This is a genomic window from Pseudonocardia sp. HH130629-09 (assembly GCF_001294645.1).
GTDB lineage: Bacteria > Actinomycetota > Actinomycetes > Mycobacteriales > Pseudonocardiaceae > Pseudonocardia.
In genome coordinates, this window is the sequence record NZ_CP011868.1 from 3,228,929 (window position 1) to 3,244,231 (window position 15,303).

Annotated in this window: 15 protein-coding genes and 2 pseudogenes; 4 read left to right on the top strand and 13 right to left on the bottom strand. The window is 74.8% G+C overall.

The genetic code is table 11. The annotated features are described in order from the left end of the window. Positions 1-77: 77 nt before the first annotated feature. The 3 genes and pseudogenes from XF36_RS14775 to XF36_RS35635 all read right to left on the bottom strand — a co-directional run. Positions 78-1,511, bottom strand: a complete 1,434-nt coding sequence (locus tag XF36_RS14775) for an IS1380 family transposase (protein WP_060710862.1) — start codon at positions 1,509-1,511, stop codon at positions 78-80. A 97-nt stretch (positions 1,512-1,608) separates the two neighbouring features. After that, positions 1,609-1,974, bottom strand: coding sequence for an HAD-IA family hydrolase (locus tag XF36_RS34865; RefSeq protein ID WP_202968402.1), 366 nt, complete (start codon positions 1,972-1,974; stop codon positions 1,609-1,611). A 67-nt stretch (positions 1,975-2,041) separates the two neighbouring features. Continuing rightward, positions 2,042-2,260 (bottom strand): annotated as a pseudogene (locus tag XF36_RS35635) (haloacid dehalogenase); the annotation flags it as partial. Positions 2,261-2,340: 80 nt separating this feature from the next. Between XF36_RS35635 and XF36_RS14785 the strand changes: the two are divergent. Next, positions 2,341-3,357, top strand: coding sequence for an alcohol dehydrogenase catalytic domain-containing protein (locus XF36_RS14785; RefSeq protein WP_060712438.1), 1,017 nt, complete (start codon positions 2,341-2,343; stop codon positions 3,355-3,357). A gap of 129 nt (positions 3,358-3,486) precedes the next feature. Here the strand turns inward: XF36_RS14785 and XF36_RS14790 are convergent, their stop codons facing one another. Next, positions 3,487-4,116, bottom strand: coding sequence for a TetR family transcriptional regulator (locus XF36_RS14790; protein WP_060712439.1), 630 nt, complete (start codon positions 4,114-4,116; stop codon positions 3,487-3,489). 52 nt (positions 4,117-4,168) lie between these two features. Between XF36_RS14790 and XF36_RS14795 the strand changes: the two genes are divergently transcribed. Next, positions 4,169-4,939: an SDR family NAD(P)-dependent oxidoreductase gene (locus XF36_RS14795; RefSeq protein WP_238588884.1), complete on the top strand. Its 771-nt coding sequence runs from the start codon at positions 4,169-4,171 to the stop codon at positions 4,937-4,939. Here XF36_RS14795 and XF36_RS14800 read toward each other — a convergent pair whose 3' ends face one another. Continuing rightward, complete coding sequence (locus XF36_RS14800; protein ID WP_064485432.1) at positions 4,940-5,695, bottom strand: cobalt-precorrin-6A reductase; 756 nt, start codon at positions 5,693-5,695, stop codon at positions 4,940-4,942. 18 nt (positions 5,696-5,713) lie between these two features. Between XF36_RS14800 and XF36_RS14805 the strand changes: the two genes are divergently transcribed. Next, positions 5,714-6,376 carry a haloacid dehalogenase type II gene (locus tag XF36_RS14805; protein ID WP_060714711.1) on the top strand — a complete coding sequence of 221 codons (663 nt, stop codon included), beginning with the start codon at positions 5,714-5,716 and terminating at the stop codon, positions 6,374-6,376. Positions 6,377-6,419: 43 nt separating this feature from the next. Here XF36_RS14805 and XF36_RS14810 read toward each other — a convergent pair whose 3' ends face one another. The 7 genes and pseudogenes from XF36_RS14810 to XF36_RS14840 all read right to left on the bottom strand — a co-directional run bounded on the left by XF36_RS14810 (position 6,420) and on the right by XF36_RS14840 (position 13,811). Further along, the gene (locus tag XF36_RS14810; protein WP_060714712.1) at positions 6,420-7,592 is read right to left on the bottom strand and encodes an ROK family protein; all 1,173 of its coding nucleotides are present in this window, start codon (positions 7,590-7,592) and stop codon (positions 6,420-6,422) included. Position 7,593: 1 nt separating this feature from the next. Continuing rightward, positions 7,594-9,097 (bottom strand): annotated as a pseudogene (locus XF36_RS14815) (sugar ABC transporter permease). Then, the gene (locus XF36_RS14820; protein WP_020626774.1) at positions 9,097-9,870 is read right to left on the bottom strand and encodes an ATP-binding cassette domain-containing protein; all 774 of its coding nucleotides are present in this window, start codon (positions 9,868-9,870) and stop codon (positions 9,097-9,099) included. The pseudogene XF36_RS14815 and the gene XF36_RS14820 overlap by 1 nt, the downstream one beginning before the upstream one ends. 74 nt (positions 9,871-9,944) lie before the next feature. Further along, positions 9,945-11,093, bottom strand: a complete 1,149-nt coding sequence (locus XF36_RS14825; protein WP_060712440.1) for a sugar ABC transporter substrate-binding protein — start codon at positions 11,091-11,093, stop codon at positions 9,945-9,947. 203 nt (positions 11,094-11,296) lie between these two features. Further along, positions 11,297-12,025 (bottom strand): ABC transporter ATP-binding protein, encoded by a 729-nt coding sequence (locus tag XF36_RS14830; RefSeq protein WP_060712441.1) that lies wholly within the window; start codon positions 12,023-12,025, stop codon positions 11,297-11,299. Beyond that, complete coding sequence (locus XF36_RS14835) at positions 12,022-12,789, bottom strand: ABC transporter permease (protein ID WP_082375429.1); 768 nt, start codon at positions 12,787-12,789, stop codon at positions 12,022-12,024. The genes XF36_RS14830 and XF36_RS14835 overlap by 4 nt, the downstream gene beginning before the upstream one ends. Continuing rightward, positions 12,786-13,811, bottom strand: coding sequence for an ABC transporter substrate-binding protein (locus XF36_RS14840; protein WP_060714713.1), 1,026 nt, complete (start codon positions 13,809-13,811; stop codon positions 12,786-12,788). Before XF36_RS14840 ends, XF36_RS14835 begins: the two co-directional genes overlap by 4 nt. 333 nt (positions 13,812-14,144) lie before the next feature. On the opposite strand from XF36_RS14840, the gene XF36_RS14845 reads away from it, so the two are divergent. Further along, entirely contained in the window at positions 14,145-14,867 is a 723-nt protein-coding gene (locus XF36_RS14845) for a hypothetical protein (RefSeq protein ID WP_060712442.1), read from the top strand. A gap of 52 nt (positions 14,868-14,919) precedes the next feature. Here XF36_RS14845 and XF36_RS14850 read toward each other — a convergent pair whose 3' ends face one another. Beyond that, positions 14,920-15,303, bottom strand: a complete 384-nt coding sequence (locus XF36_RS14850; protein ID WP_060712443.1) for a hypothetical protein — start codon at positions 15,301-15,303, stop codon at positions 14,920-14,922.

Below are 15,303 nucleotides of genomic sequence, written 5' to 3' on the forward strand. Positions count from 1 at the left end.
GGTGGTGGGCAAGCGGGCGGCCCGAGTGTCGCCTCGGGTGGCGGGTTCCTGTGCTGGTCGGGGCCGGTGCGGCCGGGTCAGGACGGAGCGGGCAGGGCGCGGACGCGGGCGAGGACCTCGGCGAGTAGGTGCTCGCCGGGTGGTAGGCGCAGGGTGAGGCCGCGGGCGTGGCGCACGAGGCGGGCGGGGATGGTGATCAGCCGCCGGCGCAGGGTGGCGATCATGGCCTGGCCGCCGCGGACGCCGTGCCCGACCAGGCGCCCGTCGCGGGTGCGGGCGGTGAGGTGGTGCAGCCACCCGCTGGTGGTGGCGGCCAGGAGTGCGCCCCACATCCAGGCTCGGTTCACCGCGAGGTGTCCGGAGGGGAGGTGGCGCAGCGCGGCGCCGTGCTTGGTGTCGCGGAACAGGTTCTCCACCTTCGTGCGGTGGCGGTACCAGTACTCGGCCTGCGCGGCTGCGGCAGGTGTGGAGACGTCGAGGTTGGTCACGATGAACGAGTAGGCGAACACCCCGTCGACCTTGGCCACCGTAGCGAGGTCGTCGAGCGGGAGCGCCCGCTGGGCGGGGTGCAGGGTGCGTCGGCGCCGCGCTCGCGGGTCACCGGAGACCTGGCCGTGGTCCAGGTCGAGCCGGACCCGACGGATCAGCAGCTGGGTCGCTGCGGGCCACCAGTTCGGGCAATAGTCGGCCACCGCGACCTGCGCGCCGGTCATGTCGATCGCGTCGGTCCACCCGTCGGCCGCGACGCCGTCGAGGATGCGCCACAGCGGCGCGATGCGTCGGGCGCCGATGGCGAACTCCACGCCGACGAACAGGGCTGCGCGGGCGAGCTGCCCGGCGAAGTAGCCCGCGTCCGCACGCACGCGGACTCGCCCCGCCCGCGCCTGCGCGGGGAGCGCGGCCAGCGCCCGGTAGAACAGCTCGGCGCTGGTGGCGCGGGGGTCATCCCGGCCCGAACCGAGGTCAGCGGCCAGCACCACCGCGGTGTCGGCCCAGGTCGCGACGTGCGGGCGGGCGACCCGCTGGCCTTGGTGGTTGAACGCCACGCCCTGCTTGAGCCGGCCGTAAACCTCGACATCGGTGGTGTCCAGATCGATCGTCACGTCCGCCGTCAGCTGCTCGGCCCGGTCCGGGTCGACCTGGGCGAGCAGGTCCAGCGCGGTGGTGTGCACGTCACCGAGCCCGGTCTCCACCGCCGCCCACTGCCCCTCGATGAACTTGCGCGCGAGCCCGGCGGCGGTCGTGGACGCCAACCCCGGCACCGGCGTGAGTGCCTGCCCGGCGGTGTCGGCGCGGTGCCGGTCCAGCCCGACCAGGAAGTCCTCCCCGCACAGCTGCGCCGCCGACATGCCGACCAGCATCTGCCCGGCGCTGCACCCGCGGTCGCGGTCCTTGATGGGCCCGACCGCGGCGTCGAGCTTGTCGATGATCCCGAGCCGGTCGATCAGTTCGGTCACCGCGGCCAGCCCGGAGAACCTGGTCAGCGCCGCGTCCGGCGCGCCGAGACGCACCCGCGCACACCGCGGGCGTCGCTTGCGTACTGTTCGCACCTGATAGGTGTCCTCTCAACCCGCAATGTCGTGTCGTCGCAAACACGATCATCGCAGGTCAGCGGGCACCTATCGCCATCTCCCCAGTCCGGACACCAGCGCTACTCGCGGATTCGGGTCTGACCGCGTCCGCGAGCCCCAGCAGGGCCGTGAGCTCGGGCAGCCCGGAGGGTCGCAGGTCCCCGTCGAGTCCCCGCAGCGCCGCGGTCGCCGCGCCGGCGGCCCGGCCCGCGTCGAGCCCGGCCCGTGCGTCCTCGACGACGAGGCAGGTGGCCGGATCCAACCCGAGCTCGGCCGCCGCGGCACGGTAGCCCTCCGGGTCCGGCTTGCCGTGCCGCACGTCGTCCCGGGCGACGAGCACCGGTGCGACGACCCCGGCGGCGCCCAGGCGGGCCTCGGCGAGCCGCCGGTCGGCGCTGGTCACGACGGGCCCACGGGATCCGCGCCGCGTCGAGGGCGGCGAGCAGCGCGTGCGCGCCGGGCAGCGCGACGACGTCGTCGAGGTCGTCGTACTGCAGCTCGAGCTGGCGGGCCGCGGCAGTGTCGAGCGCGGCACCGGTGAGGTCCGGGCGCAGCAGCCGGATCGTGCCGTCGCTCGGCACCCCGTGCGCGACGCGGACCAGGTCCGCCTCGGCGACGCCGTACTCGCGGGCCCAGGCGGCCCAGGATCGGGCGACCGCCTCGTCGGACTCCACCAGGGTGCCGTCCATGTCGAACAGGATCGCGGCGTACACCGCACCACCTCTTTCCCTCGGACGGCGAGCATATCGAGCCTGGAAGGATTCCCTCCATGCGAGCAGTACGGATCACCGCGTTCGGTGCGCCACCCGAGGTCGTCGACCTGCCGGACCCCACGCCGCCCGCGGGCGGGGTGGTCGTGCGGGTGGAGGCGACCGGGTTGTGTGCCAGCGACCGCTTCGCCTGGGCCGGGCACGACGGCGACGTGATGCTCCCCCACGTCCCCGGCCACGAGCTGGTCGGGCGCGTGGTCGCGACCGGCACCGGGGTCACCCGGTTCCGGGCCGGTGACCGGGTCACGGCGCCGTTCGTCTGCGGCTGCGGTGTGTGCCCGGACTGCCGGGCGGGCCGCGCACAGGTCTGCCCGCACCAGCAGCAGCCCGGCTTCACCCACGACGGCTCCTTCGCCGAGCTCGTCGCGCTGCACCATGCCGACCACAACCTGGTGCCGGTCCCCGACGACGCCGATGCCGCCGGGGCCGCGCTGCTCGGCTGCCGGATCGCCACCGCGCACCGGGCGCTGGTCGGGCGCGGCGGGCTGGTCGCCGGGGAGCGGGTCCTCGTGCTCGGCGCGGGCGGGGTCGGCCTGGCCGCGGTGCTGATCGCGGCGGCGCTGGGCGCCGAGTCGGTCGTCGCGGACCCCTCGCCCGCGGCCCGGGCCCGGGCGGTCGAGCTGGGCGCGGTGGCGGCGGTGGACACCAACCACGGCCCGGACGCGGTCCGCGAGGCCGTCGGCGACGGCGGCGCCCGCCTCGCGGTGGAGGCCGCGGGCCGGGCGGACGCCCTGGACCTCGGCGTCCGGTCGCTGCGCAGGCAGGGGACGCTGGTGCAGGTCGGCCTGCTCGCCCGGGAGCCGGTGGTGCCGGTGCCGCTGATGATCGCGCACGAGCTGACGGTCACTGGGAGCCACGGCATGGCCGCCGCGGACTACCCGGAGTTGATGGCACTCGTCGCCGAGGGCCGTCTCGACCCGGGCCGGCTGGTCACCCGGCGGACCGGGCTGGAGGCGCTCGCCGGGGCGCTGGCCGCGGCCCCGGAGCCGGGCGGGATCCTCGTCGGCCTGCCCTGAGACCCGGCCTGCCCCGGGACCCGGTGCGCCCCGGGGTGCGGCGTGCCCACTTTCCGGCCTCCCCGGGGTTCCGGCAGCCTCCGGGCTCGGGATGCCCCGACGGACGACGCGCGACCGATGGGCCGGCCGCTACCCCCGATCCGGGCCGGGCACCTCGGCCGGGGACCGCCGCGGCGCGGCGAGGCGCCGGGCGGCCTCCACGACGAAGGCACGGCGCGCGGCCCGCTCGGCCGGGTCACCGGGCTCGGCACCGGTCACCATCGAGGCGAGCTGGGGCACCGTGTGCCACCAGGCGGCCAGCGCGATCAGCGCGAACACCAGATGGGCCGGGTCGAGGCCGTCGTCGATCGTCCCGGCGTGCTGCGCGGCCGCGAACCGCTCGACCTTCTCCCGGTAGTGCCGGCTGCGCCCCGGGCGCCCGGCGACGTGTCCGGTGGCGTCCAGCCCCTCCCACTGCAGCAGCCGGGCGAGCACCGGGTGGTCGGCGTGGTGGTCGAACGTGGCCCCGGCGAACTCACCCACGTCGTCGAGGCCTGTCCCGGTCGCGCGGACGCCGACGGCGAGCAGCTCGAGCTGCTCGGCCAGCACGAGGTCCCAGAGTGCCTGCTTGTCGCCGAAGTAGCTGTAGAGGCGCTCCTTGTTGATCCCGGCCCGGGCGGCGATGCGGCTCATCGTCGTGCCCTCGCGGCCGCGCTCGGCGAACTCGGCGGTGGCCGCGTCCTTCAGCCGTCGTCGCGTCCCCTCGGTGTCCCAGGCCATGGCCGCACGGTAGCGGAGGGGCGTACACTCATCTCCAACGCCATCGTTGGAGATGGAGTTGGAGATCGAGATGGAGGCCGTCATGACCGAGCCGACCGGACCGGGTGCGGGCGACGTCGCCGTCGTCACCGGCGCGAACAGCGGGATCGGGTTCGAGATCGCCCGCGGACTGCTGGCCGCGGGACTCACCGTGTACATCGGAGCGCGCGACGCCGCCCGCGGTGCCGACGCGGTCGCCGCACTCGGTGCGGGCGCCCGGCCGCTCGCGCTGGAGGTGACCGATGCGGCCTCGGTCGCGGCGGCGGCCGCCGCCGTCGAACGGGTGGACCTGCTGGTGAACAACGCCGGGGTGAGCGACTCGTTCGCGACGGCCCCGGAGTCGACCGCCGAGGACCTGCGCCGGGTCTACGAGGTGAACGTGTTCGGCGTCGTCACGGTGACCAACGCGTTCCTGCCCGCGCTGCGGCGCTCGGCTCATCCACGGATCCTCAACGTCTCCAGCGGGACCGGGTCGCTGACCTGGAGCACCGGCCCGAACCGGCAGTTCGACCACCGCTCGGGCGGGGGCGCGGCGGCCTACCGGTCGTCGAAGACGGCCCTGAACGCGCTCACCGTGTCCTACGCCCAGTCGCTCGCCGACGCCGGGGTCGCGGTGAACGCGCTGGCCCCGGGGCTGCGGGCGACCAACCTCAACGCCCGCGCGGCCACGTCCGCCGGGGACCCGGCCGAGGCCGCCGCCGGCGCGGTGCGGCTCCTGCTGGCCCCCGACGGCGGCCCGACCGGCACCTTCGTCGACTGGACGGGCGAGCCGGTCCCCTGGTGATCAGTCCCCGAGCAGCCGGGCCAGAGCCGCCTCCACTGTGGACTCCACCGCGACCCCACCGGGCAGCGACGGCCGGTCGACGAGCAGGACCGCCACCCCGCGCTCCCGGGCCGCGGCGAGCTTCGGTGCGGTCGCCGCGCCGCCGGAGTCCTTGGTGACCAGCACGTGCGGGACGACGGCGTCGAACAGAGCGCGCTCGTCGTCGAGGGCGAACGGGCCCCGGTCGAGCAGCAGCTCGTGCCGGGCGGGCAGCGGGCCGTCGGGCGGGTCGACCGCCCGGATCCAGAACGCCGCGTCGACATCGGCGAAGTGCGCCAGTCCCCCGCGGCCGGTCGTGAGCAGGACCCGCCCGGCGGGGCCGGGGAGCAGGTCGGGCAGCGCGGCCGCCGCGGCGGCGACCGAGGGGACCCGGTGCCACCGGTCCCCCGGCCCGGGCGTCCAGCCCGGCCGGCGCAGCACGACCAGCGGCACCCCGGTGCCCGCGCAGGCGGCGGCAGCGTTCGCGGTCATCGTCGACGCGAACGGATGGGTGGCGTCGAGCACCGCCGCCACCCGCTCGGCACGCAGGTGCGCGGCCAGCCCGTCGGCGCCGCCGAACCCGCCGATCCGGACCTCGCCGTCGGGCAGGGCCGGGCTGCGCACGGCCCCGGCCAGCGACGACACGACCCGGACGTCGTCACGGACGGCCAGCGCGGCGGCCGCGGCACGGCCCTCGGTCGTACCGCCGAGGACCAGCACCGTGCGGGGAGCACTCACACCCGTCAGGGTAGGGGGATGGCGATCACGACCGTGGTGTTCGACGTCAACGAGACCCTGTCGGACCTGACACCGATGGGGGCCCGGTTCGCCGCGCTGGGCGCACCGGAGTCGCTCGGGCCCCTGTGGTTCGCCGCGACCCTGCGCGAGGGCATGGCGCAGGCCGCGGGCGGGGAGCTGACGACCTTCGCCGAGCTGGCGACGGCGACCGCGGCCGGGCTGCTGCGCCGGCACGGGGTCGCCGACCCCGACCGGGGCGCCCGGCACGTCGTCGACGGATTTCTGGAGCTGCCGGTGCGCGACGACGTGCACGGCGGGGTCGCGGCGCTGCGGGCCGCGGGGCTGCGGCTGGTGACGGTGTCGAACGGCGCCGCATCGGTGGCCGAGCGGTTGCTCGGCGACCACGGGCTGCGCGAGCAGTTCGACGCCGTGCTGTCGGTCGAGGACGCCGGGATCTGGAAGCCGGCCCCGGAGTCCTACCGGTACGCGCTGCGGGCCTGCGAGGTCGACGCGGGCGAGGCGGTGATGGTCGCGGTGCACCCGTGGGACCTGCACGGCGCCGCCCGGGTCGGGATGGCGACGGCCTGGCTGGACCGCCACGGCGACACCTGGCCCGGGTACCTCACCCCGCCGACCTTCACCGTCGGCGCGCTGCCGGAGCTCTCCGGCCACCTGGCCTGAGCCCGCGGGCCGGCCGTGGTGCCGGACCGGCCCCGGCACGGCGTCAGACCGCCGCCAGCACCGGCTCGAACGCGATCTCGGCCGCGCCGACCAGCGCGCCGTCGCGGCCGAGCGGGGACACCGCGAGCCGGGTCCCGCCCGTGGCCCGGCTGACCAGGCTGCGCCGGCGCAGCTCGGAGCCGACCCGTTCGACGACCGACGGCGGCAGCGCCCCGAACAGGTCCCCCAGCACGACGAGTTCCGGGGCCAGCATGTTCACCACCGTGACGAGCCCGGCGGTCATCCATCCGGCGTAGTCCGCCAGCGGCCGGTCGGCCCGGCCCGGTACCGCGGCCAGGTCGCGCAACTCGGCGACGAGCACCCCGCGCGGGGTGTCCTCGGGCAGCCCCAGTGCGCGGCACAGCGCGGGCTCGCCGACCTCGGTCTCCCAGCATCCGTGCGAGCCGCAGAAGCACTCCCGTCCGTCCGGTCGGACCATGAGGTGCCCGAGCTCGCCGACATAGCCGCCGGTGCCGCGCAGCGGCGTCCCGCCGGACACGACGCCGCCGCCCACGCCGACGTCGGCGGACAGGTAGACCATGTCGGCGACGTCGCGGCCGATCCCGCGCAGGTGCTCGGCGAGTGCTCCGGCCTCGGCGTCGTTGGCAACCTGCACCGGCCGGGCCAGGACGGCGGCGAGCCGGGTGCCCAGGTCGACGTCGCGCCAGCCGAGGTTGGGTGCCTCGTGAACGAAGCCGTCGGAGCGCCGGACGACGCCGGGCACCGACACCCCGACCGCCTGCTCGGCGACGCCCAGCTCGTCGCGGAGCAGGGCGGCGGACTCGGCGAGGTGGGTGATCACCTCGCCGGGCAGCCGGGTGGTGCGGTGCAGGTTCCAGCTGTGCCGCCCGAGGATCTGGCCGCCGATGCCGACCATCGCCAGCGCCACCTGCTCGACCCGTATGTCGACGGCGAGCACCACCGCCGCCTGCGGGTCGGGCAGCACCAGCAGCGACGGCCGCCCGGCCCCCGAGCGCCGGGCCGGGACGGCCTCGGTGACGACGCCCGCCTCGGCGAGCCCGTCCACCACCGCCTTGATCGTGCTGCGGTTGAGGCCGAGCTCACCGGCCAGCGTCGCGCGGGTGCAGGGTCCCTCGACGTGCAGCCGACGCAACAGGACGGCCCGGTTGTGCCGGCGCGCGTCGTCGGGTCGGGTCCCCGATCCGGGCTGGGTCATGTCACCGGCCGGTGGCCGCCGCCCGGCGCCGGGACGCCACGTCGACACCGGCCGCGAGCAGCAGCACCAGGCCGGTCACCACGAACACGACGGCGGCGGGCTGCTTGAGCAGACCGAGACCGTTCTGCACCGTGGCCAGCACCGTGCCGCCGATGACGGCGTTGCTGATCCGGCCGCGTCCGCCGAACAGCGAGGTGCCGCCGATGACCGCGGCGCCGACCGCGAACAGCAGGGTGTTGCCGCCACCGGCCGCCGGGTTCACCGACCCGATCTTCGACGAGTAGACGATCGCGCCGATCGCGGCGAAGGCGGTGGAGATGACGAACACCGACGCCCGGATGCGGGCGACGTCGATGCCGGCCCCGGCGCGCGGCCTCCCGGTTGCCGCCGACGGCGTAGACGTGGCGGCCGAACCGGGTCCGGTCGAGCACCCAGGTGCCGAGCACCAGCAGGACGAGCACGATCGGGACGACGTAGGGCACTCCAGCGATCGCGATGACGCCCGGCGAACGGTCCTGGACCAGCGCGAACGTCACCAGGCCGCCGAGCACCACCACCGCTCCGATCTTCAACGCGACCAGGCCCGTCGGCGGCGCGACCAGCCCGCTGCGCAGCCGGGTCCGCAGCCGGACCGTCTGGACCAGCGCGTAGCCACCGGCGACGACCACGAACAGCACCCACGACGCCGTGACCGAGAGATTGCCGTTCGCCACCGCGTTGATCAAGGGGTCACGCAGCGCGATGGTGCCGCCGTCGCCGATGAGCTGCAGGATCACCCCCTGCCACGTGATGAACAACGCCAGCGTCACGACGAACGACGGCATCCCGATCCGGGCCACGAGGAACCCGGTGAGGCAGCCGATCACCACCCCGACGCCGACGGCGAGCCCCATCACGGTGAACGCGTTCGCCGGGACCCCGATCACGAGCACGACCGCGGTGAGCAGGCTGATCACCGACCCGGCCCACACCCGGACCAGCGCCGCGAGCACGGCACCGGCCAGCATGACCGCCACCAGCAGGACGAACACGGTGGTGCCGGTGGCGCCGAGCACGTTGCCGTCGCTCATCAGGTGCAGCGCCATCAGCGCCGCGGCCAGCCCGGACGCCGTGCCGGCGGCCAGGTCGATCTCCCCGGTGAGCAGCACGAACACCAGGCCCATCGCGATGATGGTCGGACCGGCGCCCTGTTGGAGCAGGTTGGCGAGGTTGAGCAGACTCGGGAACGTGCCGCCCGAGTCGAGCACGCTGAACAGCACGAACAGCGCGGCCAGGCCGAGCAGCGCGGGCAGCGAGCCCAGGTCGCCGCCGCGCAGCCCGCGCAGGTAGGCCGTGATCGCCTCGCGGGTGGTGCGGGCTGTGGTGTCGATGCCGAAGTCGGCGGCCCGGTTGGCGGGGTTCGCCCGGCGGGCCGCGCTCTGCTCCTGCTCGGGCGCGGGTGTCCGTTCGGTCACGGTGTCTCCTCCCGGGCCGGCCGGGCCGGACGGGTCGGGGTGGGGGGCCATCAGGACACCGCCTGCTCGGGCCGCGGCAGCCCGAGCTCGCCGGAGCGGCCCGCGGTGATGAGCTGGACGACGTCGGAGTGGGTGACCTCGCGGGTCGGGACCTGCGCGACCATCCGGCCGAGGTAGAGGCAGGCGATCCGGTCGGACACCTCGAAGACGTCGGCCATGTTGTGGCTGATGAGCACGACGCCGAGGCCCTGCTCGGCCAGCCGTCGCACGAGGTCGAGCACCTGGCGGGTCTGGGCGACGCCGAGCGCCGCGGTCGGCTCGTCGAGCAGCACGACGCGCGAGTCCCAGAGCACCGCCTTGGCGATCGCGACGGTCTGGCGCTGCCCGCCGGACAGCGACGCGACCGGGGTCCGGACCGAGGTGACGGTGCGGACCGAGAGCGACGCGAGGGTGTCGCGGGCGGCCTGCTCCATCGAGCCCTCGTCGAGCATCCAGGAGCGGCCGCGCTCGCGGCCGAGGAACATGTTCTGGACGATGTCGAGGTTGTCGGCGAGCGCGAGGTCCTGGTAGACGACCTCGATGCCGAGCTTCGCGGCGTCCGACGGGCCGGCGACGGTCACCGGCGCCCCCTCGAACAGCACCTCGCCGGAGTCGATCGGGTGGATCCCCGCGACGCACTTGACCAGGGTGGACTTTCCCGCGCCGTTGTCGCCGACGAGCGCGGTGACCTCGCCGGCGCGCACGGTCAGGTCGACGTCGTGCAGGACCTGCACGGCGCCGAAGCTCTTGGACACACCGCGCAGGGAGAGGATGGGGTCGGCCACTTCGGGCACCTTCCACGTGGGCGCCGGCCGGGCCGCGGCGGGATCACCGCCGCGGCCCGGACCGGCTGCGGGTCCTACTTGATGCCGAGCTGGCCGCAGGCGGCCTGGGTCTCGGCGTTGCAGATCTCCGAGGCCTTGACGTAGCCGGCGTCGGTGACCTTCTTGACCGAGTCTTTGGTGATCAGCTGCGGCTCGAGCAGCAGCGACTTGACGTCACGGTTGCCCTTCGGGTCCTTGACCGTCTGGGTGGCGACGCCGTCGGCGGCCGCGGTGTCGCCCTTGGCCAGGGCGCCGGCGAGCTTCGCGGCGGCCTGCGCCTCCTGCTCGATCGGCTTGAACACCGTCATGTACTGGTCCCCGCGCAGGATCGCGGCGAGCCCGTCGGCGGTGGCGTCCTGGCCGGTGACCACGACCTTGCCGTTCAGGCCGTACTTGGCCAGCACCGTGACGATGGCGCCGGCGAGGCCGTCGTTGGCGGCGACGACGCCGTCGACCTTGCCGCCGTTGCCGGTGAGGATCTGCTCGAAGGTGGTGCCGCCGACCTGGTTGTCCCACTTGTCGATCTTCTGGCTCTGCACCAGCTTCAGGGCCCCGGACTCGTACTGGGGCTTCAGCACGGTCTGCTGGCCGTTGTAGAACAGGGTCGCGTTGTTGTCGGTCGGCGCGCCCTCGATCTCGATGACCTGGGCGCCCGGCTTGTTGCCGATGCCCTGGACCAGGCCCTCGCCCTGCAGGGCGCCGACCTTCTCGTTGTCGAAGGAGACGTAGTAGTCGCTGACGCCGCCGAGGTTGAGCCGGTCGTAGTCGATGACCGGGATGCCCTGGGCCTTCGCCTTCTGGGCGACGGCGGTGCCGCCGTCGCTGCTGATCGAGGCGATGATCATGACCTTGACGCCGCTGGAGATCATGCCGTCGGCCAGGGTGGAGAACTTCTGCTCGTCGCCCTGGGCGTTCTGGATGTCGGGGTCCATGCCCTCGGCGCGCAGCGCCGCGTCCAGCATGGGCTTGTCGAACCCCTCCCAGCGGGCCGAGGAGTCGGTCTCGGGGAGGATCACCCCGACCTTCACCCCGCCGCCGGACCCGCCGGAGCCACCGCCGGCGGTGTCCCCGCCGCCGCCCGCGCTGTTCTGTCCGCAGCCCGCGACGGCCAGCAGCAGGCCGAGGCCCGCCGCCGCGACCGCCCGACGCAGCCGGGGACCGCGCCCCGTGTTCCGTGCCCCCATCGGGGTCTCCCTCCACGATGTTGTGGACCGCTCGCATGATCACGAACGGGTGAATGTTGCGAGCGCCAACGTATTGGCCGGAACCGGCTCCGCAACAGCCTTCTGAATCGAGCCAGTTCCCGTTTCGTCATCACGATCCGGTCACGAACGCCGACTTTGTTGCCCTCGGGCACGATCCGGAGCGCCGGAACGCCGGCCCTGCCTCAGCCGCGCAGGGTGTCCAGCAGGTCCGCCTCGACCGCGGCCAGCGCCGGGTCGGTACGGCTGCGCGGGCGCCCGGAGTCGACGACGAGCTCCCGCACCACCGTCGCCGGGCGCGGCGAGAACACCAGCACCCGGTCCGAGAGCAGGGCCGCCTCCCGCACGTCGTGGGTGATCAGGACCGTCGTCCAGCCGTAGCGGGCGCGCACCGACTCCAGCCAGTCCTGCATCGCGGTCCGGGTGAGCGCGTCCAGCGCGCCGAACGGCTCGTCGAGCAGCAGCACCTGCCGGCCTGCGACGACGGTGCGCAGCAGCGCCGCGCGCTGGCGCATGCCGCCCGAGAGCTCGCCCGGGCGGGCATCCTCGAAGCCGGCCAGCCCGAACGGCTCGAACAGCGCGCGGGCGCGCTCGCGGGCCTCGCGGCGCGGCACGCGGGCGACCTCCAGGCCGAGGGCGGTGTTGTCGAGGACCGTGCGCCACGGGAACAGCAGGTCCTGTTGGGGCATCAGACCGAACGGGGCACCGCGCACCGGGCCGCCGTCGACCTCGATGTCGCCGGTCACCGTCGCCCCGTCGAGGATGCCCGCCAGCGCCCCGAACAGCGTCGACTTGCCGCATCCCGAGGGCCCGACGAGCGACACGAACTCCCCCGGCGCGACGTCCAGGCTCACCCCGGACAGCACCGGCAGGTCGCCGTAGGACACCGACAGGTCGCGCACCACGACCTTCACCGCGCACCTCCTCCGTCGTGGTCGGCCACGTACCAGGGCGTGACCAGGCGCTGGAGCAGGAAGGTCAGTGCGAACAACGTCACCGACAACACGGCGGTGACGCCGACCGCGGCGAGCACCAGGTCGGTGCGGAACTGGTTCTTCTGGAGCTGCATGAAGATCCCCAGGCCGGCCCGGGCGCCGACGTACTCGGCGAAGATGGCCCCGGTCACCGCGTAGGTGATCGCGATCCGCAGCGCCGTGAAGAACGACGGCAGCGCCCCCGGCAACCGCACGTAGCGGAACCGCTGCCAGCGCGAGGCACCCATCGACCGCAGCAGGGCGGTCGCGGCGCGGTCGGTCTCGGCGAAGCCCTCGATCAGCCCGACCGCCACCGGGAAGAACGTCACCAGCGCGATGACCAGCACCTTCGGCAGCAGGCCGAAGCCGAACCAGATGATGAGCAGCGGGGCGATCGCGACCACCGGCAGTGTCTGCGAGGCCACCAGGAGGGGGGTCAGCGCCCGCCGCAGCCAGGGCGAGAAGTCCACCGCGACCGCCGCGGCCCAGGCCAGCGCCATCGAGACGGTGAACCCGATCAGCGTCACCTGGATCGTCGGGAGGGTGTTCGTCCAGAGCTCGGCCCGGAACGCCCAGCCCTGCTCGACCACCCGCAGCGGCGAGGGCAGCACCTGGGGCCGGGTGCCGGCGACGGTGACCGCGACCTGCCAGGTGAGCAGCAGCGCGGTGACCAGCGCGGCGGCCGGCCACAGCCGGCGGGTCACGGTGCCAGGTAGTCGTTGGTGAACCAGGTCGAGAAGTCCGGCTTCTGCCGCACCGGGGCCCCGTCCGGCCCTGCGACGGTGCCGGTGTCGTAGAGGAACCCGGAGAAGCCGGCCCACTGCTGCGGGGTCTGGAACCCGACGCGGCCCTGCGCGTCGCGCAGGAAGCGCTCGCTGAGCATCTGCGCGCCCCGGTCGACCAGCTCGTCGGAGGTGAACGCGCCGGGGTTGGCCTCCTTCAGCATCCGCGCCGCCGTCGCCGGGTCCTGCGCGGCCAGCACGTAGCCCTTCTGGACGGCCTGCACGAACCTCCGGGCGGTGTCCGGGTTGTCCCGCAGCCAGGTCGAGTTGCCCAGCAGCAGCACGTTGTAGGAGTCCGGGAAGCCGTAGTCGGTGTAGCGGAAGGTACGAATCGGCTCGCCCCGCAGCTGCGCCTCGATCCCCTCGACGTTGACGAACGGCTCGGTGAAGTCGGCCTGCCCCGAGTAGAGCGCCTCGTAGGCGGCGGTGGACAGCACCTCGGTGCGGAAGTCGCCGCGCCCGCCGTCGGCCCGGATCACGGCCTGCATCTTCTGGTTCTCGCCGGGCCCGCCGAACCCGGCGTAGACCTTCCCGTCGAGGTCGCGCGGCCGCGTGAGGTCGGAGCGGTCGGCGCGCACGGCGATCTCGGTGGCCCAGTGCTGCAGGATCGCCATCACCGAGGTGATGTCGGCACCCGCGGCCTTGGAGAAGGTGAACGAGTCCTGGAAGCCGACGCCGAAGTCCGCGGCGCCCGAGCCGACCAGGGTGTCCGGCGAGGTCTGGTTGTAGGGCAGGAACTCGACGTCGAGACCCGCGTCGCGGAAGTAGCCCGCCTGCTGGGCGGCGAACAGCCCGATGTGGTTGGTGTTCGGCGTCCAGTCCAGCGCGACGCGGATCGGCCCGCCCCCGGCCGCGGCCCCGGAACCGTCGCCCGCGGCGCAGCCGGACAGGGCGAGCGCGAGCGCCAGCACGACGGCCAGTGGACGGAGAGCACGTGACAGCACGGAGCGGCCTCCCTACGCCGGTGTGACCCGGATCAGGTTCGAACGGTCGGCGGCCGGTCCTGCCGCCCTCTCAGCCTCGGTGCGCGGGCTCCCGCGGTACGTCCGGAGACCTTACGCGGCCCGCCCGGTCCCGCCGGGGCGACGTCGGTCGCACCGCGCCGTTCGGACACCCCCCGTCACCGGAGCCGCGACCTCGGTCACCAGCAGTGATCGGCCGAGCGCGCCGGGCGAGCCGCCGTCCCCGGCGGTGACCACGATCGTTATCATCACCCACCACACCCACGACGCTGTGTCACGGACCTCGCTCGCGGGAGCTGACGCGGAAGGGACGAGATGGCGGCCTCGCTCTGGACCTCCGGCACGACCGGGCGGCCGACGCCCGACCCGGCACCCGCCCTGGTGCGGGTCGCGTTGCAGGCCGGTTCCGTCTCCGTCGCGCACGCGGACGTCGCCGCGATGCTGTCCGGGATCTGCGTCGCGCTGGTGCCCGCCGCCCGGGTCGGAGGTGCGGCGCTGCTGCTGCGCGAGCCCGCCGACCCCCGCGACCCCGAGGCCCGGCGGGTCTTCGGGTCCGACACCGCGGCCGTGCGCCTGGGCGAGCTGCAGCGCCGGGCCGACGCCGGGCCGGGCCCCGCCGCCGAGCGCGGCGACCGCACGCTGACCACCCCGGACCTGACCCGGACCGGGCCGCCCGAGCTGGCCGCGGCCGCGGCCGACTGCGGCCTGGTCCGCTCGCTGTCGGTGCCGGTCCCGGTCGCCGGGTGTACCGCGGGCGCCTTGCAGCTGTTCGCCCGGGGCGGGCCCGACGACCCGCTGGGCGAGCGGCTGGCCGTCGCGCTGGCGCCGGTGGTCACCGCACTCGCGGCCCGGCTCACCGACGTCCGCGAGCTGGCCCGGCTGCAGCTGCGCACCGCGGCCTCCGCAGTGCCCGAGCAGTCCGACGCGATCGACCGCACCGCGCTGATCCCGGCGGCCCGCCGCTCCCCCGCGGCACCGGTGGCGCCGCGGGTGCCCGCCCAGCGGCAGGCCCGGCACCACCGGCGCGACCAGACCTGACCCCGGGTCAGACCTCCGGCCGGCCCTCGCGGGTCGCGCCCCGTTCGAGGGACTACTGGTGCTCCTGCAGGTAGGCCGACGCGCGCTGGCGGCTGACCCCGAACAGCCTGCCGATCCCGGCGATCGACTCGCCCTCGCCGTGCAGCGCGACGGCCTCCTCACGGCGGAACCTGCCACCCACGGCGCCCAGGCCGTCGAGGGTGCGGGTGAGGGTCTCGACGATCAGCGGCCGTGCCTCGCGCGGGACGATCTCCCGCCAGCTCAGCCCCTGTGCCCGCAGTTCCTGCAGCTCGGCCACCCGTCGGCGGGCCGAGGACAGCGCGGCGACCGACGCGTCCAGCTGGGCCGCGAGGGCGGCCAGCGCGGTGTCGGCGTCGTCCGCGGGCCGGTCGCGGAGGTCCGCTCCGTCGTTCGCACCACGCTCGGTCGTCGTCAC